Origin of the sequence: Cumulibacter manganitolerans, assembly GCF_009602465.1 — a bacterium.
Taxonomy (GTDB): domain Bacteria; phylum Actinomycetota; class Actinomycetes; order Mycobacteriales; family Antricoccaceae; genus Cumulibacter; species Cumulibacter manganitolerans.
On sequence record NZ_WBKP01000004.1, the window covers coordinates 1 to 21,801 of the forward strand.

Sequence of the window (21,801 nt, forward strand, 5' to 3'; positions counted from 1 at the left end):
GGCGCGCTGGCCGCAGTCGCGCAGCGGCTGCAGGCGGCGGGCGCCCTCGGCGACGACGGCACCGCGGCCACCGGGTGGGCGGCGGGCGGCTAGTCGACCTCGCCCTGCGCGACGGTCGCCGGATGCGGGGCGACGAGCCCCTGGTCCAGGCGGGCGTCGGCGAGCCGCTTGAGCTCGGCGTACGCGGGCGCGCCGATCAGTGCGGTGAGCTCGGGGGCGTAGGAGACGTACACCGGCTCGCTCGCCACGTGTGCCTCCGGGGACGACGTGCAGTACCAGTCGAGGTCGTGGCCGCCCTCGCCCCAGCCGCGGCGGTCGTACTCCTCGATGCGGGTGACGAGGATCTGCGTGCCGTCCGGCCGCTCGTGCCAGTCCTGCTCGCGGCGGATCGGCAGCTGCCAGCAGACGTCCGGCTTCGTCTCCAGCGGATGCTTGCCGATGCGGAGCGCGAGGCCGTGCAGCGCACACCCCACCCCCATCGGCGAGCCCGGCGGGTTCTGGAAGACGCACGCCCCACCGGCCGTGCGGGTGCGCTGGCGGGTCTCGCCGTCCAGCTCGTCGTCCTCGACCCAGTCGCTCTTGCGGACCTTGCGGCCCGGGTGCCGGTACCAGTCCTCGGGCGTCAGCTGCTGCACGAAGCCGCGCACCCGCCGGCGATCGTCGTCGTCGCTGAAGAACGCGCCGTGCACGCAGCAGCCGAGGTCGGGCTTGCGCCGGTCGATCCCGTGGCAGCCCGCGGCGAAGATGCACATCCAGCGGGAGCCCAGCCAGGTCAGGTCGGCGCGGATCAGGTGGTCGTCGTCGGCGGGGTCGAAGAACTCGATCCACTCGCGGGCGAAGTCGAGACCGACCTCGCCCGGGTGCGGGGACGGGGAGCGGGACATGCCCGAAAGCGTAGGCGCCCGGGCGCCGCCCGCGGCGCCGCACCCGGCCGCTAGCGTTGAGCCCATGCGTCTGGGAGTCCTCGATGTCGGATCCAACACGGTGCACCTGCTCGTCGTCGACGCGCATCGCGGCGGCCACCCCACCCCGATGCACAAGCACAAGGTCGAGCTGCGGCTGGCCGAGACGCTCACCAAGTCCGGCGCGCTGACCAAGGCGGGCGAGAGCTCGCTCGTGCAGGCCGTCGCCGACGCGAAGGAGGTCGCGGCCGAGCAGGGCTGCGACGACCTGCTGGCGTTCGCGACGAGCGCCGTCCGCGACGCCACGAACTCCAAGGCGGTGCTCTCTCGGGTGCGCGCGAGGACCGACGTCGCCCTCCGCGTGCTGTCCGGACCGGACGAGGCGCGGTTGACCTTCCTCGCCGTCCGTCGCTGGTTCGGCTGGAGCGCCGGGCAGCTGCTGTGCCTGGACATCGGCGGCGGATCGTTGGAGCTGGCCATCGGCATCGACGAGGTGCCCGACGTGGCCAGCTCGGTGCCGCTGGGCGCCGGCCGGCTCACGCGCGAGTGGCTCAGCGGGGACCCGGCCACGAAGTCCGAGATCGCCGCGCTCCGGGAGTACGTCGACGAGACGCTCGCCTCGGAGGTCAAGGCGTTCCAGAAGACCGACCGGCCCGACCGCGCCGTCGCCACCTCCAAGACGTTCCGGTCGCTGGCGCGGCTGACCGGCGCCGCGCCGTCGTCGGAGGGCATCCGGGTGCCGCGCGAGCTGACCCTCGCCGGACTGCGCCAGCTCATCGGGTTCATCTCGCACATGTCCAGCGCGGACCTCGCCAACCTCGAGGGGGTGAGCGCGACCCGCGCCCATCAGCTGCTCGCCGGCGCGATCGTCGCCGAGTCCGCGATGCGCAACCTGGGGGTGCCGCGGCTGGAGATCTGCCCGTGGGCGCTGCGCGAAGGCGTCATCCTGCGCCGCCTCGACATGATCGACGGCGCCGACTAGCCATGCGCACCGCGAAGCCGCGCCGGCGGGTGCTGCTGTCCAGCGCGTCGGTGTTCCCCGAACCCCTCGACGCGGCGTTCGAGCTCGCGCACGAGCTCGGCTACGACGGCCTCGAGGTGATGATCTGGGGCGACCCCGCGAGCCAGGACGCCGCCGCCATCGCCGAGCTGATCCAGGTCGCCCAGCTGCCGGTCGGCTCGGTGCACGCCCCCTGCCTGCTCATCACCGCGCGGGTGTGGGGCACCGAGCCGGGCCCCAAGCTCACGAAGTCCGTGCGGCTGGCTCACCAGATCGGCGCGCGCACCGTCGTCGTGCACCCGCCGTTCCGGTGGCAGAGCCGGTACGCGCGCGAGTTCGCAGCCGGCGTCCGCGCCCTCGAGCGGCAGTCTGGCCGGGTGATCGCCGTCGAGAACATGTTCCCCGCGCGGGTCGGCGCGCGGGGCGTCTCGGCGTACGCCCCGCACTGGGACGTCACCCGAGGACCGTTCGAGCACCTCACGCTGGACACCTCCCACACGTCGGTCGCGCGCTGCGACTCCGCGGAGATGCTCGCCCGGATGGGGGAGCGGCTGGCGCACGTGCACCTCGCGGACGGCACCGGCAAGGGGACGGACGAGCACCTCGTCCCCGGCCGGGGCTCCAGCGGCTGCGATCGGGTCCTGCACGCGCTGCCGGCGAGCTTCACCGGGGACGTGGTCGTCGAGGTCAGCACGCGGAACCTGGACCGGGAGCGGCGGGCGGCCGACCTGGCCGAGGCGTTGCGGTTCGCGCGCACCCATCTGGCGGCCCCGCCGCCAAGTTGACGCTACCGAGCGGGCGCTCGTACGGTTAGCGCCATGGCCGACAGCAGCACCGCGTGGCGATCCTACGACCGCCCGCACCTCGACCCCGTCCTGACGGCGGCGGTCGAGGCGTTCAACGAGGTCGGCTACCACGGCGCGACGGTCCGCGACATCGCGCGCCGCTGCGGCCTGTCGGTCGCGGGCATCTACCACCACCACGCCGGCAAGCAGGAGATGCTCGTCGCGATCCTCGCGTCCACGATGGACGAGCTGATGTGGCGCAACGAGGCTGCCCGCCGCGCCGGTGGCGACGATCCCGTCGCCCGGTTCTGCAACCAGATCGAGACGCTCGCGCTGAGCCACATGTACTGGCTCAAGCAGGCCGCGATCGGGTCCACCGAGATGCGCGCGCTGGCGCCGCACAACCGCGGTGCGATCGTCGCGCGCCGCGCCGAGCTGCAGCGGCACATCCAGGACGACGTCGACCTCGCGGTCAGCCGCGGGCTGTTCCGGACCGCGCATCCGAAGGACGCCGTCCGTGCCGTGGTCGGCATGTGCATCCAGACCGGCCAGTGGTACGACGCGGGCGGCGAGATGAGCCCGGAGCAGGTCGCGAGCGACATCGTGCAGGTCGCCCTCGATACGGTTGCCTATCGGACCCACGCGGAGGAGAACGCGAGTGCTTGACGGCAACACCATCGGATTCATCGGCGGCGGCAACATGGCGGAGGCGCTGATCGCCGGCATCCTCCGCGGCGGCGCGGTCACCCCGGAATCGGTGCTCGTCACCGAGAAGCATCCCGACCGTGCCGAGTACCTGCGCACGCGGTACGGCGTCACCACGCTCAGCGCGGAGGAGCTCGCCGAACGCGCGGACATCATCGTCTTCGCCGTCAAGCCGCAGGTGATCGACGAGGTGCTGGCCGATCTCGCCGGCCGGCTGCACGACGAGGTGCTGCTCGTCTCCGTCGCCGCCGGCATCCCGACCTCCCGGTTCGAGCGGGACTTCCCGGCGCTGCCGGTGGTCCGCGTCATGCCGAACACGCCCGCGCTGGTCGGCGAGGGCATGTCGGTGATCGCGCCCGGGACCACCGCGAAGCACCACCACCTGGGCTACGCGCGGGCCATCCTGGCCACCGCCGGGAAGGTGCTCGAGCTGCCCGAGGACCTGCTGGACGCCGTCACCGCCGTCTCCGGCACCGGCCCGGCGTACTTCTTCTACCTCACCGAGGCGCTCGTCGACGCGGCCGTGGCGGTCGGGCTCGAGCGCGACGTCGCCGCGCGGCTCGTCGTGCAGACCGCGGTCGGCGCGGCCACCATGCTGCGCGAGTCGGGCAGGGAGCCGGTCGACCTGCGCCAGGCGGTCACCTCCCCCGGCGGCACGACGGCGGCCGGCATCGGCGTCCTGGAGGACCGGGGGGCGCGGGAGATCGTCGCGGCGGCGGTCCGGGCCGCGCGGGACCGCTCGGCAGAGCTCGGATCCGGGGCATAATCGACGACAGGCCAGGCGACACGCCGAGTTGTGATGAAAACGTTGTGTCGATCACTCGATTCTCAACTCGCCAAGCCACACCAGCCACGCTAATGTGCCCTAAGCACGTGCGTGTCATGCGTCGGTGGGGAAGCCGACGAGCGACGCGTGCCGGAAGACAAATGGTGAACTATGTCCAAGAAGGCAACGCCCAAGGACGCCGCCGCAGGCGTCTCGCAGGTCACGTTCCTGACCGTGGCGGAGGTCGCGGCGATGATGCGCGTGTCGAAGATGACCGTCTACCGTCTCGTGCACTCCGGGGAGCTGCCCGCGGTGCGCGTCGGCCGCTCGTTCCGGGTCCCGGAGAAGGCGGTGCACGACTATCTCGACGGCGCGTTCATCGAGACCGCCTAGCAGCAACCCGCTCGGAACCGTCCGAGCGGGCCGCATAGCCGCCGAGCCGGACAGGTAGACTTGTCCGGCTCAGCATTTTCCGGGTGCAGCTGCGCCACGGACAGCAACTGTGAAGGATTTCCATGGGTTCAGTCATCAAGAAGCGTCGCAAGCGTATGGCGAAGAAGAAGCACCGCAAGCTTCTCAAGCGCACTCGCGTGCAGCGGCGCAACAAGAAGTAAGCGCGGATCCAGGCGCCGCCGTGACCCCCCGCGTCGTACTCGTCACCGGTGTCAGCCGGTTTCTCGGCGGCGCGACTGCGCACGCGCTCGCGCAGGATCCGCGGATCGAGCGCGTCATCGGCGTCGACATCACCTCGGCGCACCCCGCGCTCGCCGGCCACAGCCGGGCGGAGTTCGTCCGCGCCGACATCCGCAGCCCGTTGATCGCGAAGGTGATCGACTCGGCCGGGGTGGACGCCGTCGTACACACCGACATCAACGCCTCGGCCAGCGCCTCCGGTGGCCGCGCCTCCATGAAGGAGGCGAACGTGATGGGCACGATGCGCCTGCTGGCCGCCTGCCAGCACGCCCGTCTGGTCACCCGCCTGGTCGTGAAGTCGACCGGTGCCGTCTACGGCTCCAGCCACCGCGACCCGGCGATGTTCACCGAGCAGATGCAGCCGCGCACGCTGTCCGGGGGCTACGGCAAGGACGCGCAGGACGTCGAGGCGTACGTGCGCAGCTTCCACCGCCGCCGCTCCGACGTGTCGGTGACGGTGCTGCGGTTCGCCAACCTCATCGGGCCGTCGGTCGACTCGGTGCTGGCGCCGTACTTCGCGATGCGGCTGGTGCCGATCCTCGCCGGCTACGACCCGCGCCTACAGTTCGTGCACGAGCAGGACGCCGTGGCGGCGCTGGTGCGCAGCGCCACCGTCGCGGACCCGGTCGACGGCGTGTTCAACATCGCCGCCCCCGACGTCATGCGGCTCTCGCAGGCGGTGACCCGCGCGGGCCGGCTGCCGCTGCCGGTCGTCGGCCCCGCCGCCTCGGTGCTCGGGCGGGCCGTGCGGATGCTGGGGTTCGGCGACTTCACTCCCGACCACATCCAGTTCCTGCGGTACGGGCGCGCGATGGACACCTCGCTGGCGGCCGAGCGGCTCGGCTTCCGCACCGAGTACTCCACGCGCGAGGCGTTCGACGACTACCTCGCCGGCCGCGGCATCCGGCCGACACTGCCGCTGCGCGCACTGCGCAGCGCGCTCGGGGTAAAGCGGTGAGCGGCCGGGGGCCGGGTCTGGACCCCGCGCTCGCGCTGCTCGGCGCGGCCGTCGACGGCGCCGAGCGGCTCGCGCGCACCCACCCGGAGATCGAGCGGGCGCTCGCGCGCCTGGTCAGCTTCATCCGCCGCCGGGTCACCGGCGAGTACGACATCGACGAGTTCGGCCTCGACCGGGAGTTCACCGAGGGCGTGCTGCACCCGCTGGTCAAGGTGCTCTACGACAAGTGGTTCCACGTCAGCGTCGTCGGCGCGGAGCGCATCCCGTCCGACGGGCCGGCCCTGCTGGTCGCCAACCACTCGGGGACCATCGCCCTCGACGGCGTCATCCTGTCGTACGCCGTCCACCGCAACACCGCCGAGCGGCGGATCCTGCGGCTGCTGGCCGCCGACCTCGTGTTCGGGCTGCCGGTCGTCGGCGACCTCGCGCGCCGCTCCGGCAGCGCGCTGGCCAGCGCGGACGACGCCGCGCGGCTGCTCGGGGACGGCGAGCTGGTCGGCGTCTTCCCCGAGGGGTTCAAGGGCGTCGGCAAAGGCTGGTCGCAGCGGTACCGTCTGCAGCGCTTCGGGCGCGGCGGCTTCGTCTCCACCGCCATCCGGGCGGGTGTCCCGATCATCCCGGTCTCGATTGTCGGCGCCGAGGAGGCCTACCCGATGATCGCCGACATCTCGCCGCTGGCGCGCACCTTCGGGCTGCCGTACTTCCCGGTCACGCCGACCTTTCCGCTGCTCGGGCTGCTCGGGCTGGTCCCGCTGCCGAGCCGCTGGGTGATCGAGATCGGCGAGCCGATCGACACCGCGCACCTCGGCGCCGACGCGGCCGAGGACCCGATGGAGGTCTTCGAGCTCACCGACGTGGTCCGCGAGAAGATCCAGTCGCGGCTGTACGCCCTGCTGCGCGAGCGTCGCCGCACGTTCTTCTGACCGCGCGGCGCCCCCGGCTAGCGTCGCCCGCCGCGGGAGCGGTAGCGCTGCACCGCCCGCCACAGCGCGAGCGAGCCGACCACCGAGCCCGCCGCGGCCGCGCCGGCCAGCGTCGTCAGCGCGCCGACCTTCACCGCCTTGCGCCCGGTGCGGTAGTCGCGGATCTCCCAGCCCCGCTCGATCGCCTCGCGGCGCAGATCCGGGTCGGGGTTCACCGCGACGGCCTTGCCGACGAGCGACAGCATCGGCAGGTCGTTGATCGAGTCGCTGTACGCCGTGCAGCGCGCGAGGTCCAGCCCCTCGCGCGCGGCCAGCGCCGAGATGGCCTCGGCCTTGGCGCTGCCGTGCATCATCTCGCCGACCAGCTGCCCGGTGTACTTGCCGTCCGCCTGCTCGGCAACCGTCGCGAGCGCCCCGGTGAGGTCGAGCCGGTCGGCGATCACGCTGGCCAGCTCGACGGGGGTGGCGGTGACCAGCCAGACGCGCTGCCCGGCGTCGAGGTGCATCTGCGCGAGCGAGCGGGTGCCGGAGTAGATCTTCTGAGCCATCTCCTCGTCGTAGATCTCCTCGCCGAGGCGGCGGATCTCCTCGACGTCGGCGCCCTTGACGAACTCCAGGGCCCGGTCGCGCGAGCTGTGGATGTCGTCGGTGTTCTCGGCGCCGATGACCCGGAACTTCGCCTGCTGGTAGACCATCCGCGCGATGTCGCGGCTGGTGAAGAACTTGCGTGCGGCGAGGCCCTTGGCGAAGTGGAAGATCGACGCGCCCATCATCATCGTGTTGTCGACGTCGAAGAACGCCGCGGCGTTCGGGTCGAGGGGGATGGGCAGCTGCTTGGTCGCCTTGGCGGCGACGGCCGCCGACGCGCGACCTGCTTCGCGGGCGCGGGCCCGCGCCTCGCCGGGAAGGGCCGCACGGCTCCAGGGCAGGCGCATCCGGTCGACTCCCTTCTCGCTCGTGGGACCAGCCTACTGAGCCGCCGGATATCGTGAAGGGCATGCAGCCCGATGTCACGCTCATGTCCCGCCGCGAGTGCCACCTGTGCGAGGTGGCGCAGGCCGAGCTGGCCCGGATCCTGCCGGACTACGGGCTGCAGGCCGAGGTCGTGGACGTGGACACGGCGCCCGAGCTGCGCGCCGAGTACGGGGACCGGGTGCCGGTGCTGCTGCTCAACGGCAAGGAGCACGGCTACTTCACCGTCGACGAGCACCGGCTGCGCCCCGCGCTCGACGCGCTCATGGGCCGGTAGCCGCGGCCACCGTCACTTTGTGCATACGTGCACAAGCAGGTAGTCTGGACCATCGTGACGACAGCTTCCGGTTCGCGGATCGCCGCCCGCACCAGCGATGGCCGGCGGATCCCGGAGGCCACCCTCGGCCGGCTGTCGCTGTACCTGCGAGTCCTCGAGAACCTGCAGAACCGCGCGCTGATCAGCTCCGACGAGCTCGCCGCGCTGAGCGGCGTCAACTCCGCGATGCTGCGCCGCGACCTGTCCTGGGCCGGCTCGGTCGGCACCCGCGGCGTGGGGTACGACGTCGCCGCGCTGGAGGGCCGGCTGAGCGAGGTGCTCGGCGTCGGTGAGCGCCGCACGGTCGTGATCATCGGCGTCGGCAACCTCGGGCACGCTCTCGCCGGCTACGCCGGGCTGCCGGCCCGGGGCTTCCAGGTCGTCGGCCTCTTCGACGTCGACCACGTCGGCGAGGTCGTCGCCGGGTTGGAGGTCCGCGCGATCGACGAGCTGCGGGCCGGCCCCGGCGAGTACCGCGACAGCATCGGCGTCATCGCCACCCCGGCGCACGCCGCCCAGGCCGCGCTCGACGTGCTGGTCGAGATCGGCATCACCGGCGTGCTGTCGTTCGCCCCGACCACCCTGCAGGCGCCGCCGGGCGTCGACGTCCGCCGCGTCGACCTCGCCAGCGAGCTGCAGATCCTCGCTTTCCACGAGCGGCTCAAGTCCGCGTCGTCAACGAAAGGTGCCTCATGAGCTATCTCGTCGTAGGGCTCTCCCACCGTCAGACTCCGGTGGACGTCCTGGAGCGGGCCGCGATCACGCCGGAGGCCCTCGATGAGGCGCTCGTCCAGGTGCTCGGCCACGAGCCGGTCAGCGAGGCGATGCTGCTGTCGACCTGCAACCGGGTCGAGGTGTTCGCCGTCGTCGAGAAGTTCCACCCCGGCCTGGACGCCGTGGTCGGGTGGCTCTCCGAACGGCTGGGCATCCCGAGCGACCAGCTCGCCGACTACCTGCAGGTGGCCTACGACGAGGACGCCGTCGAGCACATGATGCGGGTGGCCAGCGGCCTGGACTCCATGGTGGTGGGTGAGCCGCAGATCCTCGGGCAGCTGCGCACGGCGTACCTCGAGGCGGCCGACCGCGACGCCGTCGGCCGCCGGCTGCACGCGCTCGCGCAGCACGCGCTGCGGGTGGGCAAGCGCATGCATTCCGAGCTCGGGATGCACTCGGTCGGCCGCAACATCGCCTCGGTCGCCGTGGACGCCGCCCGCGAGATCGGCGGCGGCCTCGCGGGCCGCAAGGCGCTGATCGTCGGTGCGGGCGCGATGGCGACGCTCGCTGCCGGTGCGCTGCGCGCCGAGGGCGTCGCGGGCCTGCAGGTGATCAACCGCTCGCTCGAGAAGGCGCAGGCGCTGGCCGGCAAGCACGACGCGCGCGTGGTCACCGACCTGCGCGCCGCGCTGGCCGAGGCCGACATCGTGGTCACCGCCCTCGGGTCCTCGCCCGGCGTGCTGGACGCCGACCTCCTGCGCGAGGCCGGACCGGTGACCGTCGTCGACCTGGCGCTCCCCAAGAACGTGACCGCCGAGGCCGCGGCACTCGAGTCCGTCACGTACGTCGGCATGGAGCAGATCCGGCAGCGCGCCGAGGCGCTCGACGTCGCCGTCGACGGCACCCGCGCCGACGCGCTGGTCGCCGAGGAGGTCGCCGCCTTCGTCGCGCGGCAGCGCCGCTCGGTGGTGGCGCCCACCATCGCCGCGCTGCAGACGCGCGCCAAGGAGGTCATCGACGCCGAGCTCGCCCGCCTCCGCGGGCGGCTCCCGGACATCGACGCCCGCGCGATGGCCGAGATCGAGTACGCCGTCGAGCGCGTCGTCGACAAGATGCTGCACGCGCCGCAGGTGCGCGTCCGCGAGAGCGCCGGCACCCCGTCCGGCGAGGCGTACGCCGAGGCCCTGCGGATGCTGTTCGACGGCGGGGACCAGCCGGTCGGGGATGCGATGGCGCCCGACGTGCAGGAGTCCGCCCGCCGGATCGCCCCGGGCGGGGGCGCATGAGCGCACCGATCCGGCTCGGCACGCGACGCTCCGCGCTCGCGACCGGGCAGTCGCAGATCGTCGCCGACTCGCTGACCGCGGCCACCGGCCGCGCCGTCGAGCTCGTCACGGTCACCACGCACGGTGACGTCACCTCGGCCCCGCTGCACACCCTCGGCGGCCAGGGCGTGTTCATCTCGGCGCTGCGCGACGAGCTGCTCGCGGGCACCATCGACATCGCCGTGCACTCCCTGAAGGACCTGCCGACGACCCCGGCGGAGGGCATCGTCATCGCCGCGGTGCCCACCCGGGTCGACCCGCGGGACGCGCTCGTCGCGCGCGACGGGCTGACCCTCGGAGAGCTGCCGCCGGGCTCGCGCATCGGGACCGGATCGCTGCGGCGGGTCGCCCAGCTGCGCGCGCTCGGGCTCGGGCTGGAGCCGGTGCCGATCCGCGGCAACGTCGACACCCGGCTGTCGAAGGTGGACAGCGGCGAGCTCGACGCGGTCCTGCTGGCCACCGCCGGCCTGACCCGCCTCGGGCTGCGCGAGCGGATCACCGAGCTGCTCGACCCGATCCAGATGCTGCCGGCGCCCGGGCAGGGTGCGCTGGCGATCGAGTGCCTCGCGTCACGAACCGACCTCGCCGATTTGGTCAGAACGCTGGACGATAACTACAGTCGTATCTGCGTCGAGGCAGAGCGGGCATTGCTCGCCGAGCTCGAAGCCGGCTGCTCAGCACCGGTGGGAGCCCTCGCCGAGGTAGTCGAGGCCGAGGACGGTCTCGAGCTATCACTCCGCGCGGCCGTGACGGCGCAGGATGGCAGCGATGCCATCCGGCTCTCGGCCAGCGGACCACTTACCGATGCTGCCGGACTCGGAGCGCGGCTCGCCCGCGTGATGCTCGAGGACGGCGCGAACGAGCTCATGGGGAGCACGTGATGACGCGCGCGCGCAAGAACATCGGCCGCATCCGATTCGTCGGCTGTGGCCCGGCGGACGCCGGCCTGACCACCGGTCGTGCCTACGACGCCATCCACGCCGCCGACGAGGTGGTCGTCGACACCGACGTGATCGACGACGTGCGGGCGATGGCGACCGGCGAGGTGATCGAGACCGACGAGGACGCCGCGGCCGTCGCCAAGCTCCTCGTCGCCGAGGCCAAGGCCGGCAAGAACGTGGCGCGGGTCGTCACCGGCGACGTCCTGTCGAGCGAGCGCATGGTCAAGGAGATCTCCGCGGTCAGCCGGTCCTCGGCGCCGTACCAGGTCATCGCGGCCGCGCACGCTCGCCCGGCCATCGCGTCGTACGCCGGCATCCCCGCGACCGGCACGGTCGTCACCGCCGACCTGCGCGGGTTCACCGCCGGCACCTCCCTCGCCGCGCTGGCCGGCGCCGGCGGCACGCTGATGCTCGGCTTCGACCTCGCAGACGTGAAGGCGATCGCCAAGGCGCTCATCGAAGCCGGCCTGGCGGAGTCCACGCCGGCCGCCGTCACCGTCAACGGCACGTCGCTCGCGCAGAAGACGGTCGCCGGCGTGCTCGGCGATCTCACCGGCAGCAACCCGGCCGTCAAGGCGCTCGAGGGTCCCGCCCAGCTGACCGTCGGACCGGGTGCCGCGCAGACCGACAAGTTCTCCTGGTGGGAGAAGCGCGCGCTGTACGGCTGGCAGGTCCTGGTGCCGCGCACCAAGGAGCAGGCCGCCGGCATGAGCAGCCAGCTGCGCGAGCACGGCGCCATCCCGGTCGAGGTGCCGACCATCGCGGTCGAGCCGCCGCGCACCCCCGCACAGATGGAGCGCGCCATCAAGGGTCTGGTCAACGGCCGCTACTCGTGGATCGTGTTCACCTCCACCAACGCGGTCAAGGCCGTCTGGGAGAAGTTCACCGAGTTCGGGCTCGACGCGCGGGCGTTCGCCGGCGTGAAGATCGCCTGCGTCGGCGAGGCCACCGCGGACGCCGTCCGCGCCTTCGGCATCACCCCCGAGCTGGTCCCGACGGGGGAGCAGTCCAGCGCCGGCCTGCTCGAGGACTTCCCGCCGTACGACGACATCCTCGACCCGATCGACAAGATCCTGCTGCCGCGCGCCGACATCGCGACCGAGACCCTCGCCGAGGGCCTGAAGGAGCGCGGCTGGGAGATCGAGGACGTCACCGCGTACCGCACGGTGCGGGCCGCACCGCCGGCCGCGCACATCCGCGAGTCGATCAAGGGCGGCGGCTTCGACGCGGTCTGCTTCACCTCGAGCTCGACGGTGCGCAACCTGGTCGGGATCGCCGGCAAGCCGCACGCGCGCACCGTGGTCGCGTGCATCGGACCGGCCACCGCGAGCACCGCCACGGAGTTCGGCCTGCGCGTCGACGTCCAGCCGGAGACCGCCGACGTCCCGTCGCTGATCGAGGCGCTCGCCGACTACGCGATCAACCTGCGCGAGGTCGAGGGTTTCGACCGTCCGCCGCGCAAGACCAAGGCCCGCGCCCGCAAGTCCTGACGTCACGCGGTGGGTTGCACCCCGCTGATCGGCCGATAGCGTGGGATGACCCACCGCATCCGAGGAGATCCCGATGAGCCTCTACCCGCACTCCCGTCCCCGGCGGCTGCGCACCACCCCGGCGGTGCGCCGGCTGGTCGCGGAGACCCGCATCGACCCGGCCGGGCTGGTGCTGCCGATGTTCGTGCGGGAGGGCATCGACGCGCCGCAGCCGATCGCCTCCATGCCGGGCGTGCTGCAGCACACCCGCGACTCGCTCAAGCGGGCCGCGGTCGAGGCGGTCGAGGCCGGCGTCGGCGGCCTGATGCTGTTCGGCGTCCCCGCCGAGCGCGACGCCACCGGCTCGGCGGCGGTCTGCGAGACGGGCATCCTCAACGTCGGGATCGCCGACCTCGTCGCCGAGGTCGGGGACGCGACGGTCGTGATGAGCGACGGCTGCCTCGACGAGTTCACCGACCACGGGCACTGCGGGGTGCTGGACGGCCACGGGCGCGTCGACAACGACGCCACCCTCGAGGTGTACGCCGCGATGGCGGTCGCGCAGGCCGCGGCCGGCGCGCACATGATCGGCCCGAGCGGGATGATGGACGGCCAGATCGGCGTGATGCGCGAGGCGCTCGACGCGGCCGGCCACGATGACGTGTCGCTGATCGCCTACTCGGCCAAGTACGCCTCGGCGCTCTACGGGCCGTTCCGCGAGGCGGTCGACTCCCAGCTCAAGGGCGACCGGCGCACGTACCAGCAGGACCCGGCGAACGGCCGCGAGGCCATGCGTGAGCTCGAGCTCGACATCGCCGAGGGCGCCGACATCGTGATGATCAAGCCGGCCTCGACCTACCTCGACGTCATCCGGGACGCCCGCCAGGCCACCGATCTTCCGGTGGCCGCGTATCAGGTGTCCGGTGAGTACGCGATGATCGAGGCGGCGGCCGCCAACGGGTGGATCGACCGCGACCGCCTGATCGACGAGCAGCTCACCGCGATCCACCGCGCCGGCGCGTCGATCATCCTGACCTACTACGCCGTCGAGGTCGCGAACCGGCTACGCGTCCGGGCCTAGCTTCTCGAGCCGCTGCGGATCGACCCGGGTCCGGTTCGTGATGAGCGGCTTGACCTTGTCCACGACGTCCCAGACGTTGACGTTCATCGCGGCCAGGATGCGCTCCTCCCGCAGCCAGAACGCCACGAACTCGCGCGCCTCCAGGTCGCCGTGCACGACCAGCCGGTCGTGCGAGCCGGGCGGGGCGTGGCCGATGTACTCCAGGCCCAGGTCGTACTGGTCGCTGTAGAAGAACGGCAGCTCCCGGTAGACGGTGTCCTGGCCGAGCAACGCCGCCACCGCGCTGGCCGGCTGGTTCAGCGCGGTCGCCCAGTGCTCCACCCGCACCCGGTGGCCGAGCACCGGATGGTCGTGGTTGGCGATGTCCCCGACGGCGTAGATGTCCGGGTCGCTGCTGCGCAGCGACGCGTCGACGAGCACGCCGTTGTCGATCGCCAGCCCGGCGGACTCGGCCACCGCGAGGTCCGGGGCCACACCGACGCCGACGACGACCGCGTCCGAGGCGATTACCGTGCCGTCGGCCAGCCGTACGCCGGTCGCGGCGCCGTCCTCGGTGGTGATCGCCGCGACCTGGGCGCCGAGGAGCAGGTCCACGCCGTGGTCGCGGTGCAGCGCGGCGAACACGGGGGCCAGCTCCGGACCCACGACGCCGATCAACGGCAGCTCCGCCGCCTCCAGCACGGTCACCGCGGTGCCCGCTCCGCGGGCGGTCGCGGCGACTTCCAGCCCGATCCACCCGCCCCCGATGACGACCAGGTGCTTGCCGTCCCCGAAGTGCGCGCGGATGGCGTCGGCGTCCTCCCGGGTGCGCAGCGTGAGCACGCCGGCGGCGTCGGCGCCCGGCAGCGGCAGACGTCGGGGGACCGAGCCGGTCGCCAGGACCAGCTTGTCGTAGTCGAGCGCCGACCCGTCGGCGCGGTGCAGCCGGTGCGCGGCCGCGTCGACGCCGGTGGCGCGCGCCCCGAGCTGCAGATCGACGTCGTTGTCGCGGTACCACGACAACGGGTGCACGATCGCGTCGTCGAAGGCCGCGCCGCCGGCCAGGTAGTCCTTCGACAGCGGAGGACGCTCGTAAGGTGGGTGGCTCTCCGCCGCCAGGAGGCTCACCTGGCCGGTGAAGCCCTGGTCGCGGAGGGCCTCGGCGGTCTTCGCGCCGGCGAGGCCGCCGCCGACGATCGCTACGTGTCGCGGTGTGCTCATCAGGGTCTCCTTCGGGGACGAGGTGGTCGGGGCGTGCGTGCTTCGAACCTAGGTGACACCGGCCAGGGAGAGGAACTCCGCGCGGGATCGGGAATCGGTGCGCAGCGCACCCAGCACCGTGGAGGTGACGGTGCTGGACCCGGTGGCCTGCACGCCGCGCAGCGTCATGCAGGAGTGCTCGGCCGCCATCACCACGCCGACCGCGCGCGGGGCGAGCTGCTCCTGCAGCCAGTCGGCGACCTGCTTCGTCAGCCGTTCCTGGGTCTGCGGGCGGCAGGCGAAGTGCTCCACCACCCGCGCCAGCTTCGACAGCCCGAGGATGCGCTCACCCGGCAGGTAGGCGACGCAGGCCCGGCCGGTGAACGGCAGCAGGTGGTGCTCGCACACGGACCGGAAGGGGATGTCGCGCGCCAGCACCAGCTCGTCGTAGCCCTCCTCGTTCGGGAAGGTGGTCATCTCGAACCGGCGCGGGGTGAGCATCTCGGCCCAGGCGCGGGCCATCCGCCCCGGCGTCGCGCGCAGGTGCTCGGAATCGAGCCCCACGCCGAGCGCCGTCAGGAACGCCGCCGCCGCGTTCTCGGCCGCGAGCAGGTTCATGCCGGGATGTGCCGGCTCGGCCCAGCCGGCGTCCGGCCGCAGATCGCGGACGGCGCAGGCGACCGGCACGGCGTCCATCGTGGTCATCGCCGGGCCCGTCCGCGGTCGTACGTCGCGGACAGCAGGGCCAGGGCGAGTGCCGCGATCAGCAGCCCGAAGTCGCGCAGCGCGACGTCGTAGAAGCCGGGGTAGGTCAGCAGGTTCACGATGATGCCCGCGAGCCACAGCGCGACGACGTAGCCGGCGTACCGGGGCTTCCACGCGACCGCCAGGCCCGCCACGATCTCGATTACGCCCACGATGTACATCGCGGTCTGCGCCGAGAACGGCAGCAGCCCGACGATCCACGGTGCCAGGTAGCCCGGCCAGTCCGTGAGGGCGTTCACGAACTTGTCGATGCCCATCCACAGCGGCAGCACGACGAACCCCACGCGCAGCAGCCAGAACGCGGCGTACGCCGGTTCACGCCGCCGCGTCCGGTCCCACACCGGCTGATGCCGGTGCGAGCTCTCGGTCAGGTGAGCGACCATGACGGCCTCCTCTATCAACAGTAAGGACAATTTTTAGAGTCGACCGCCGAGGCGAGTTTGTCAATGACTGTTGGTGATAGAATTCCGCCGTGACCGCGAACCGCGAGGAGCCTCCCGCCGCGCCCGAGCTGGCCGCACTGGCTGATCCCGTGCGGCGCCGGCTGTACGAGCTCGTCGCCGCGGCGCAGGAGCCCGTCCGTCGGGATGCCGCCGCCGACGGCGCGCGGGTGAGCCGGACGCTGGCGGCGTACCACCTCGACCGGCTGGTCGAGGCGGGCCTGCTGTCGGTCAGCTACGCGCGGCCGCCGGGGCGCGGCGGTCCCGGAGCGGGCCGCCCGGCCAAGCTCTACCGGCCGACCCGGGACGAGGTGGCCATCACCCTCCCGCCGCGCTCGTACGACGTCCTGGCCGGCGTGCTGGCGGACGCCGTCGCCGCCGACGCGTCCGGCAGCGTGCGCACGGCCCTGCTGGCCGCCGCCGACGGGGAAGGGCGCCGCGCGGCCGACCCGGGGCGCGACCTGCTGAGCACGTTGCGTGACCGCGGCTACGAGCCCGAGCAGCTCGCCGACGAGATCGACCTGCACAACTGCCCGTTCCACCACCTGGCGCAGCGGCACGTCGAGCTGGTGTGCGGGCTCAATCTCGCGCTGCTGCGCGGCTTGCTCTCGGCCCGCGGCGAGGACCCCGGCACCGCCGAGCTCGCGCCGCGCGCGGGGCACTGCTGCGTTACCATTCGGACCGGACCGGAGACCCCGGCCTAGCCGAGCTCGGCCGCCAGCTCGCCCAGCGCCCAGCGCAGGTCCTCCTCCGCGATGGTCAGCGGCGGCGCGAACCGGACCGTGCGGCCGTGGGTGTCCTTGCACAGGACACCGCGGGCCATGAGCCCCTCCGAGTACGCCCGGCCGGTGCGGTCGGCGAGGTCCACGCCGGCCCACAGGCCGCGCACCCGCACCCCGGTCACCTTGTCGGCGGGCAGCGCCTCCAGCCCCTCCCGGAGCACCGGCTCGAGCCGCTTGGTGTTCTCGAGCATCTCGCCGTCCTCCAGGAGATCGAGGACGGCGATGCCGATGGCCGCGGCCAGCGGGTTGCCGCCGAACGTGGAGCCGTGGGTGCCGGGCGTGAAGACCTGCATGGCCGAGGCGTCGGAGACGACCGCGGAGACCGGCATGATGCCGCCGCCGAGCGCCTTGCCCAGCAGGTACACGTCGGGGACGACGTCCTCGTGGTCGCAGGCGAAGGGCAACCCGGTGCGGCCCAGGCCGGACTGGATCTCGTCGGCGATCATCAGCACGTCGTGCTCGGTGCACACCCCGCGCAGGTCGCGCAGGAAGCCGTCCGGCGGGATGAGGACGCCGCCCTCGCCCTGGATCGGCTCGAAGAGCACCGCGACCGTGTGCGGGGTGATCGCCGCGCGCACGGCCTGGACGTCGCCGTACGGGACGCTGACGAACCCGGGCATGTAGGGGCCGTAGCCGTCGCGCGCATCGGGGTCGTCGCTGAAGGAGACGATGGTCGAGGTGCGCCCGTGGAAGTTGCCCTTCATCACGATGATCTCGGCCCGGCCGTCGGGCACCCCCTTGACCCGGTAGCCCCACTTGCGGGCGAGCTTGATCCCGGTCTCGACGGCCTCGGCCCCGGTGTTCATGGGCAGCACGACCTCCTTGCCGCAGAAGCGGGCGAGCCGCCGGCAGAACTCGGCGAGGTTGGCGCTGTTGAACGCGCGGCTGGTGAGGGTCAGCCGGTCCAGCTGGTCCTTGGCCGCCTGGATCAGCGCGGGATGCCGGTGCCCGAAGTTCAGCGCGCTGTACCCGGCCAGCAGGTCCAGGTACCTCCGGCCGTCGACGTCCCACACCCAGGAGCCCTCGCCGCGCGCCAGGGTGACCGGCAGCGGGTGGTAGTTCGTGGCGACGAAGGGCGAGCGCTCGGACATGGCTCAGATCGTAATCACCGCTCGGGCAGCAGCGCGGCCTGCAGCGTCGAGTCGATCCAGCCGGCGAAGCGCTGCTCGCTCCAGCCCAGCTCGCCGACCAGCTGCCGGTGCATCGGTGGACCGGTGAGCGCCCACACGGTGGCCGCCGCCTCCTCGATGCCCAGCCCTGGGCGCAGCCCGCCGTGCGCCGCGAGGCTGCGCACGAACTGCGTGAGGTTCGCCAGGCGGATGCGATGCATCTCGCCGTGCTTGGCGGCCACCTCGTCGTCCACCAGGGCGGCCGAGACCATGACGTCGTCGATGGGGCGCGCGCGGGTGGTCCGCCGCGCGATGTCGGCGGCGAACATCGCGATCTGCGCCCGCTGATCGGGCTGCGCCAGCACCGCGCGCGGGCCGGGCTGATCGAGCACCTGCGCGCTGTCGGGGGCCCCGGTGACGTCGTAGTTGAGCACCTCGACCAGAAGCTGGCGCTTGGTGCCGAACTGCAGATACACGAGGTCCTCGCTGACCCCGGCCGCCTCGGCGATCGCCGCGACGGACGTCGCGGGATAGCCGTTTGCGACGAACAGCCGCTCGGCGGCCCGCAGCACCGCCGTCCGGTTGGCGCGCGCCCGCTCCTCACGCACCGCGGACCGGTACGCGCGTTTCTTGACAGGTTCGCTCACCGGGCTCACTCTAGTGATTAATTCGTTCGGTAACCACCCGAACCAATTTGAGGAGGGGACATGAGCACTGGCTACGCGATGGCGTATCGGCTGGGCATCCGGCCCTGGGAGCGGGCCGGCGCCGGAGGGCAGGCCTCGTTCGAGGCGCTCCTGGAGCGGGAGGAGAACGAGCGCGGACGACCGTTGGGGCGGGCGCTGGACCTCGGGTGCGGGCGTGGCCGGCACACCCGGGAGCTCGCGGCTCGCGGCTGGGAGGCGGTCGGGATCGACAACATCCCGCGCGCGCTCGCGCAGGCCCGCGCCGCCGGCGACGGGGCGACGTTCGTCGAGGCCGACGTGACCGCGTTGCGGCGCGCGAAGCTCGGCGGCTTCGACTTCTTCCTCGACATCGGCTGCCTGCACGGCCTCGACGCCGCGGCCCGCGCGGCGGCCGCGGGCGGCATCACCGAGCTGGCCAACCCGGGCGCGACCATGCTGCTGCTGGCGTTCCGCCCGCACCCGCTGCCGCTGCTGCCCAAGGGCCTCACCCGGGCGGACGTCGAGTCCACCTTCCCGGCGTGGCGGCTGGAGTCCACCGGCCCGGCGGACACCGCAGGCATGCCGCGTCCGCTGCGGCGCACCGAGCCGCAGTGGTACCGACTGCGGCTGGCTTCCTGAGTGAATACGCTGAGGGCATGCGCCCGCCGACCCCTCGACGATCGATCGCCCTCGGCGCCGTGCTCGTGCTCGTCGGCCTGGCCGGCATCCTGCTGGCCTTCGGCCCGGCCCAGTTCGCCGACCGGCTCAGTGGCCGGGTCGAGGCCGTCGGCACCGTGCAGTGGGGGATCAGCGCCGATGCGCAGTCCGGCGACGAGCAGATCGCGGACGGCCAGTACGGCGCGTGGAAGGTCGACTACGAGATCGACGGCTCGCCGCACACCGGCCTGCTGCTGGGCACCTACCGGGCCGGCCAGCAGGTGCGCGTCTCCGCGCCGGAGGACGGGTCGATCTACGCGCTGCTGCACCCCGGCGTGAGCACCCCGGTCAAGGTGCTCAGCTGGTTCCTCGTCCCGCTGTCGCTGGCCGCGGGCGCCGTCGGCGTGTGGTCCGCCGCCCGCGGCATCCGGCAGCGCGACGAGACCGCTCGAGCCGAGGCCCGCGCGCAGCTCGCGCGGCGCTACCCACAGCTCTATCCGCCGCAGCCGACGCCGGCCGCCGCGCCGACCCCTCCACCGCCGCCTCGGCCGGCGAACGACTTCTACGCGCCCTACGACATCTAGGGCCGATACTGGATCGCATGCACTGGATGTGGAACCTCGGCTGGCTGGTGCTGGTGTTCGGCGGATCGATCGCCGCGGGGCTGAAGGCCCTGCAGGAGGCGAACGAGCGGCGCGCGGAGCGCGCCCAGGAGCGATTCCGGCTCAAGCAGCAGGTCAAGCTCGCGTCCGTCCGGGCCGGCGCCGCGGCCGGCGAACGCGCCGAGGGCCGCGAGCGAGAGGTGCGGCGGCTGGTCGAGACCCACCAGTCGGTGATCGACCGGTGGGCGGCGTACGAGCTGGATCCCGGGCTGATCCTGCAGTACCCGCTGATCGCCGACGTCCGCGAACCGCTCGTCGCGCAGTTCCACCGGGCCATGCTCACCGCCGACTCGCTGCGGCCCAGCCGGGCGGCCGAGCTCGACACGCGCGAGGCGGTCGTGGAGTACCGCGACGCCGTGCACGCGCTGTCCACCGCGTTCGACGCCGCCGAGGCCGAGGCCCGGCGGCGCGGCTGGATAGACCTCGACGACGCCGAACGGACGCGGGTGGCCCGTGCCCAGAAGCTGTTCGCCACCGCCGCGGACCGGGGCGCCACCGTCGCCGAGCGCCAGCGCGCGCTGGCCCGCGCGCGCGTCGAGATCGATGGCCTGATCGTGCTGCCGCGTCGCGCCGTCGCGGCCGTCGAGCGCCGGGCCGCGGCCGAGATCGAGTCATAGCCTTAACGTGGCGGGAGACTCACCTGCGCGCAGCGCGCGGGATGGGACAATGGCACACGTGCTGTACCCGTCTGATGCTCCCCAGTCCGCAGACCTCTTCGCGCGCGCGAGCGAGGTGATCCCCGGAGGCGTCAACTCGCCGGTCCGCGCGTTCCGGTCGGTCGGCGGCACGCCGCGCTTCATGACCTCGGGCAAGGGCGCCCTCATGACCGACGCCGACGGCCGCGAGTACGTCGACCTCATCTGCTCCTGGGGCCCGCTGCTGCACGGCCACGCGCACCCCGCGATCGTCGAGGCGGTGACGAAGGCCGCCCAGAAGGGCACCAGCTTCGGCACCCCGACCGAGAACGAGGTGCTGCTCGCCGAGGAGATCGTCGCCCGGACGCCCGCGCAGCGGATCCGGCTGGTCAACTCCGGCACCGAGGCCACCATGTCGGCGATCCGGCTGGCCCGCGGCTTCACCGGGCGCAGCCTGGTCGTGAAGTTCTCCGGCTGCTACCACGGGCACGTGGACGCGCTGCTCGCCGAGGCCGGCTCCGGCGTCGCGACCCTGGCGATCCCGGAGACCCGCGGCGTCACCGCGACGCAGACGGCCGAGACGGTCGTGCTGCCGTACAACGACCCGCAGGCCCTGGAGGAGCTGTTCACGCAGCGCGGCGACGAGATCGCCTGCCTGATCACCGAGGCCGCGCCGGGCAACATGGGGGTCGTCCCGCCGGTCGACGGCTTCAACCAGCTCATCCGCGACCTCACGGCCCGGCACGGCGCGCTGATGATCAGCGACGAGGTGATGACCGGCTTCCGGGCCTCCGCGGCCGGCTGGTACGGCATCGACCCGGTCGAGGCCGACCTGTACACCTTCGGCAAGGTGATGGGCGGCGGGCTGCCCGCCGCCGCGTTCGGCGGCCGCGCCGACGTCATGGACCTCCTGGCGCCCGCCGGACCCGTCTACCAGGCCGGCACGCTCAGCGGGAACCCGCTGGCCACCGCCGCGGGCCTGGCCAACCTGACGCTGTCCACGCCCGAGGCGTACGAGAAGCTCGCGACCACCAGCACCACGCTGCAGGGCATGACGGCGGCCGCCCTCTACAACGCCGGCGTCCCGCACCGCATCCAGACCGCCGGGACGATGTTCTCGGTGTTCCTGTTCGCCGACGGCGTCGAGCTTGCCCAGGTCACCGACTACGCCGCCGCCCGCACGCAGAGCGCCGCCCGGTTCGCCGCGTTCTTCACCGAGCTGCTGGCGCGCGGCATCTACCTGCCACCGTCCGGCTTCGAGTGCTGGTTCGTCTCCACCGCGCACGACGAGCAGATCCTGGACCGCATCGACGAGGCGCTGCCGTACGCTGCCGGCGCGGCGGCGGCGGTCGGCTAG

The 21,801-nt window shown here is 72.8% G+C and carries 26 protein-coding genes; 19 read left to right on the forward strand and 7 right to left on the reverse strand.

Annotated elements, in window-relative coordinates; translation table 11 throughout:
• Nucleotides 1-89: 89 nt before the first annotated feature.
• Entirely contained in the window at nucleotides 90-884 is a 795-nt protein-coding gene (locus F8A92_RS02150) for a hypothetical protein (RefSeq protein ID WP_153502908.1), read from the reverse strand.
• A gap of 64 nt (nucleotides 885-948) precedes the next feature.
• Between F8A92_RS02150 and F8A92_RS02155 the strand changes: the two genes are divergently transcribed.
• The 8 genes from F8A92_RS02155 (at nucleotide 949) to F8A92_RS02190 (ending at nucleotide 6,732) form a co-directional block, all read left to right on the forward strand.
• Nucleotides 949-1,884 carry a Ppx/GppA phosphatase family protein gene (locus tag F8A92_RS02155; protein ID WP_153502909.1) on the forward strand — a complete coding sequence of 312 codons (936 nt, stop codon included), beginning with the start codon at nucleotides 949-951 and terminating at the stop codon, nucleotides 1,882-1,884.
• Between the two features lie 2 nt (nucleotides 1,885-1,886).
• Entirely contained in the window at nucleotides 1,887-2,687 is an 801-nt protein-coding gene (locus F8A92_RS02160; RefSeq protein WP_153502910.1) for a sugar phosphate isomerase/epimerase family protein, read from the forward strand.
• 33 nt (nucleotides 2,688-2,720) lie between these two features.
• Complete coding sequence (locus F8A92_RS02165; RefSeq protein ID WP_153502911.1) at nucleotides 2,721-3,353, forward strand: TetR/AcrR family transcriptional regulator; 633 nt, start codon at nucleotides 2,721-2,723, stop codon at nucleotides 3,351-3,353.
• Nucleotides 3,346-4,158 carry a pyrroline-5-carboxylate reductase gene (gene proC / locus F8A92_RS02170; protein WP_228389126.1) on the forward strand — a complete coding sequence of 271 codons (813 nt, stop codon included), beginning with the start codon at nucleotides 3,346-3,348 and terminating at the stop codon, nucleotides 4,156-4,158. The genes F8A92_RS02165 and proC overlap by 8 nt, the downstream gene beginning before the upstream one ends.
• Before the next feature lie 171 nt (nucleotides 4,159-4,329).
• Nucleotides 4,330-4,551, forward strand: a complete 222-nt coding sequence (locus F8A92_RS02175; protein ID WP_153502912.1) for a helix-turn-helix domain-containing protein — start codon at nucleotides 4,330-4,332, stop codon at nucleotides 4,549-4,551.
• A gap of 122 nt (nucleotides 4,552-4,673) precedes the next feature.
• A complete protein-coding gene (locus tag F8A92_RS02180) occupies nucleotides 4,674-4,772 on the forward strand; it encodes a 30S ribosomal protein bS22 (protein ID WP_003948845.1) in 99 nt (32 codons plus the stop codon).
• A 20-nt stretch (nucleotides 4,773-4,792) separates the two neighbouring features.
• Nucleotides 4,793-5,809, forward strand: a complete 1,017-nt coding sequence (locus tag F8A92_RS02185; protein WP_153502913.1) for an NAD-dependent epimerase/dehydratase family protein — start codon at nucleotides 4,793-4,795, stop codon at nucleotides 5,807-5,809.
• Nucleotides 5,806-6,732 (forward strand): lysophospholipid acyltransferase family protein, encoded by a 927-nt coding sequence (locus F8A92_RS02190; RefSeq protein ID WP_153502914.1) that lies wholly within the window; start codon nucleotides 5,806-5,808, stop codon nucleotides 6,730-6,732. The genes F8A92_RS02185 and F8A92_RS02190 overlap by 4 nt, the downstream gene beginning before the upstream one ends.
• 17 nt (nucleotides 6,733-6,749) lie before the next feature.
• Here F8A92_RS02190 and F8A92_RS02195 read toward each other — a convergent pair whose 3' ends face one another.
• Nucleotides 6,750-7,667, reverse strand: coding sequence for an HAD family hydrolase (locus F8A92_RS02195; RefSeq protein ID WP_153502915.1), 918 nt, complete (start codon nucleotides 7,665-7,667; stop codon nucleotides 6,750-6,752).
• A gap of 62 nt (nucleotides 7,668-7,729) precedes the next feature.
• On the opposite strand from F8A92_RS02195, the gene F8A92_RS02200 reads away from it, so the two are divergent.
• The 6 genes from F8A92_RS02200 to hemB all read left to right on the forward strand — a co-directional run bounded on the left by F8A92_RS02200 (nucleotide 7,730) and on the right by hemB (nucleotide 13,550).
• The gene (locus F8A92_RS02200) at nucleotides 7,730-7,981 is read left to right on the forward strand and encodes a glutaredoxin family protein (protein WP_153502916.1); all 252 of its coding nucleotides are present in this window, start codon (nucleotides 7,730-7,732) and stop codon (nucleotides 7,979-7,981) included.
• Between the two features lie 54 nt (nucleotides 7,982-8,035).
• Entirely contained in the window at nucleotides 8,036-8,716 is a 681-nt protein-coding gene (locus F8A92_RS02205; RefSeq protein WP_194291326.1) for a redox-sensing transcriptional repressor Rex, read from the forward strand.
• Nucleotides 8,713-10,020, forward strand: a complete 1,308-nt coding sequence (locus tag F8A92_RS02210) for a glutamyl-tRNA reductase (RefSeq protein WP_153502918.1) — start codon at nucleotides 8,713-8,715, stop codon at nucleotides 10,018-10,020. The genes F8A92_RS02205 and F8A92_RS02210 overlap by 4 nt, the downstream gene beginning before the upstream one ends.
• Nucleotides 10,017-10,940, forward strand: coding sequence for a hydroxymethylbilane synthase (gene hemC, locus F8A92_RS02215; RefSeq protein ID WP_153502919.1), 924 nt, complete (start codon nucleotides 10,017-10,019; stop codon nucleotides 10,938-10,940). The genes F8A92_RS02210 and hemC overlap by 4 nt, the downstream gene beginning before the upstream one ends.
• Nucleotides 10,940-12,490, forward strand: coding sequence for a uroporphyrinogen-III synthase (locus tag F8A92_RS02220; protein ID WP_153502920.1), 1,551 nt, complete (start codon nucleotides 10,940-10,942; stop codon nucleotides 12,488-12,490). Before hemC ends, F8A92_RS02220 begins: the two co-directional genes overlap by 1 nt.
• Nucleotides 12,491-12,563: 73 nt before the next feature.
• The gene (hemB, locus tag F8A92_RS02225) at nucleotides 12,564-13,550 is read left to right on the forward strand and encodes a porphobilinogen synthase (RefSeq protein WP_153502921.1); all 987 of its coding nucleotides are present in this window, start codon (nucleotides 12,564-12,566) and stop codon (nucleotides 13,548-13,550) included.
• Here hemB and F8A92_RS02230 read toward each other — a convergent pair.
• The 3 genes from F8A92_RS02230 to F8A92_RS02240 are packed head-to-tail and all read right to left on the reverse strand — an operon-like array spanning nucleotide 13,533 to nucleotide 15,877.
• Complete coding sequence (locus F8A92_RS02230; RefSeq protein WP_153502922.1) at nucleotides 13,533-14,750, reverse strand: NAD(P)/FAD-dependent oxidoreductase; 1,218 nt, start codon at nucleotides 14,748-14,750, stop codon at nucleotides 13,533-13,535. The two genes, hemB and F8A92_RS02230, sit on opposite strands and share 18 nt — an antisense overlap.
• 48 nt (nucleotides 14,751-14,798) lie before the next feature.
• The gene (gene folE / locus F8A92_RS02235) at nucleotides 14,799-15,434 is read right to left on the reverse strand and encodes a GTP cyclohydrolase I FolE (protein ID WP_228389127.1); all 636 of its coding nucleotides are present in this window, start codon (nucleotides 15,432-15,434) and stop codon (nucleotides 14,799-14,801) included.
• Entirely contained in the window at nucleotides 15,431-15,877 is a 447-nt protein-coding gene (locus F8A92_RS02240; RefSeq protein ID WP_153502923.1) for a hypothetical protein, read from the reverse strand. Before F8A92_RS02240 ends, folE begins: the two co-directional genes overlap by 4 nt.
• Nucleotides 15,878-15,966: 89 nt before the next feature.
• Between F8A92_RS02240 and F8A92_RS02245 the strand changes: the two genes are divergently transcribed.
• Nucleotides 15,967-16,638 (forward strand): helix-turn-helix domain-containing protein, encoded by a 672-nt coding sequence (locus tag F8A92_RS02245; protein WP_228389128.1) that lies wholly within the window; start codon nucleotides 15,967-15,969, stop codon nucleotides 16,636-16,638.
• Here F8A92_RS02245 and rocD read toward each other — a convergent pair.
• Together rocD and F8A92_RS02255 are read right to left on the reverse strand one after the other, a co-directional pair.
• Nucleotides 16,635-17,807, reverse strand: coding sequence for an ornithine--oxo-acid transaminase (gene rocD, locus F8A92_RS02250; RefSeq protein WP_153502924.1), 1,173 nt, complete (start codon nucleotides 17,805-17,807; stop codon nucleotides 16,635-16,637). The two genes, F8A92_RS02245 and rocD, sit on opposite strands and share 4 nt — an antisense overlap.
• Before the next feature lie 14 nt (nucleotides 17,808-17,821).
• Nucleotides 17,822-18,472, reverse strand: coding sequence for a TetR/AcrR family transcriptional regulator (locus F8A92_RS02255; RefSeq protein ID WP_194291327.1), 651 nt, complete (start codon nucleotides 18,470-18,472; stop codon nucleotides 17,822-17,824).
• 60 nt (nucleotides 18,473-18,532) lie between these two features.
• Between F8A92_RS02255 and F8A92_RS02260 the strand changes: the two genes are divergently transcribed.
• The 4 genes from F8A92_RS02260 to hemL are packed head-to-tail and all read left to right on the forward strand — an operon-like array spanning nucleotide 18,533 to nucleotide 21,801.
• Nucleotides 18,533-19,129 carry a class I SAM-dependent methyltransferase gene (locus F8A92_RS02260; RefSeq protein WP_153502927.1) on the forward strand — a complete coding sequence of 199 codons (597 nt, stop codon included), beginning with the start codon at nucleotides 18,533-18,535 and terminating at the stop codon, nucleotides 19,127-19,129.
• A gap of 17 nt (nucleotides 19,130-19,146) precedes the next feature.
• A complete protein-coding gene (locus F8A92_RS02265) occupies nucleotides 19,147-19,731 on the forward strand; it encodes a hypothetical protein (protein ID WP_153502929.1) in 585 nt (194 codons plus the stop codon).
• 17 nt (nucleotides 19,732-19,748) lie between these two features.
• On the forward strand, nucleotides 19,749-20,426 hold the full coding sequence (locus tag F8A92_RS02270; protein ID WP_153502931.1) for a hypothetical protein: 678 nt from the start codon (nucleotides 19,749-19,751) through the stop codon (nucleotides 20,424-20,426).
• Nucleotides 20,427-20,484: 58 nt separating this feature from the next.
• Entirely contained in the window at nucleotides 20,485-21,801 is a 1,317-nt protein-coding gene (gene hemL / locus F8A92_RS02275; RefSeq protein ID WP_228389129.1) for a glutamate-1-semialdehyde 2,1-aminomutase, read from the forward strand.

Bases quoted from the DNA above. Each gene is read 5' to 3' on its own strand.
- hemB (WP_153502921.1), top strand. From the start codon at position 12,564: ATGAGCCTCTACCCGCACTCCCGTCCCCGGCGGCTGCGCACCACCCCG.
- F8A92_RS02260 (WP_153502927.1), top strand. From the start codon at position 18,533: ATGAGCACTGGCTACGCGATGGCGTATCGGCTGGGCATCCGGCCCTGG.
- F8A92_RS02155 (WP_153502909.1), top strand. From the start codon at position 949: ATGCGTCTGGGAGTCCTCGATGTCGGATCCAACACGGTGCACCTGCTC.
- F8A92_RS02270 (WP_153502931.1), top strand. From the start codon at position 19,749: ATGCACTGGATGTGGAACCTCGGCTGGCTGGTGCTGGTGTTCGGCGGA.
- rocD (WP_153502924.1), bottom strand. From the start codon at position 17,807: ATGTCCGAGCGCTCGCCCTTCGTCGCCACGAACTACCACCCGCTGCCG.
- F8A92_RS02165 (WP_153502911.1), top strand. From the start codon at position 2,721: ATGGCCGACAGCAGCACCGCGTGGCGATCCTACGACCGCCCGCACCTC.
- F8A92_RS02175 (WP_153502912.1), top strand. From the start codon at position 4,330: ATGTCCAAGAAGGCAACGCCCAAGGACGCCGCCGCAGGCGTCTCGCAG.
- F8A92_RS02200 (WP_153502916.1), top strand. From the start codon at position 7,730: ATGCAGCCCGATGTCACGCTCATGTCCCGCCGCGAGTGCCACCTGTGC.
- F8A92_RS02220 (WP_153502920.1), top strand. From the start codon at position 10,940: ATGACGCGCGCGCGCAAGAACATCGGCCGCATCCGATTCGTCGGCTGT.
- F8A92_RS02230 (WP_153502922.1), bottom strand. From the start codon at position 14,750: ATGAGCACACCGCGACACGTAGCGATCGTCGGCGGCGGCCTCGCCGGC.
- hemC (WP_153502919.1), top strand. From the start codon at position 10,017: ATGAGCGCACCGATCCGGCTCGGCACGCGACGCTCCGCGCTCGCGACC.
- F8A92_RS02210 (WP_153502918.1), top strand. From the start codon at position 8,713: ATGAGCTATCTCGTCGTAGGGCTCTCCCACCGTCAGACTCCGGTGGAC.
- F8A92_RS02150 (WP_153502908.1), bottom strand. From the start codon at position 884: ATGTCCCGCTCCCCGTCCCCGCACCCGGGCGAGGTCGGTCTCGACTTC.
- F8A92_RS02180 (WP_003948845.1), top strand. From the start codon at position 4,674: ATGGGTTCAGTCATCAAGAAGCGTCGCAAGCGTATGGCGAAGAAGAAG.
- F8A92_RS02265 (WP_153502929.1), top strand. From the start codon at position 19,147: ATGCGCCCGCCGACCCCTCGACGATCGATCGCCCTCGGCGCCGTGCTC.
- F8A92_RS02240 (WP_153502923.1), bottom strand. From the start codon at position 15,877: ATGGTCGCTCACCTGACCGAGAGCTCGCACCGGCATCAGCCGGTGTGG.
- F8A92_RS02195 (WP_153502915.1), bottom strand. From the start codon at position 7,667: ATGCGCCTGCCCTGGAGCCGTGCGGCCCTTCCCGGCGAGGCGCGGGCC.
- F8A92_RS02160 (WP_153502910.1), top strand. From the start codon at position 1,887: ATGCGCACCGCGAAGCCGCGCCGGCGGGTGCTGCTGTCCAGCGCGTCG.
- folE (WP_228389127.1), bottom strand. From the start codon at position 15,434: ATGACCACGATGGACGCCGTGCCGGTCGCCTGCGCCGTCCGCGATCTG.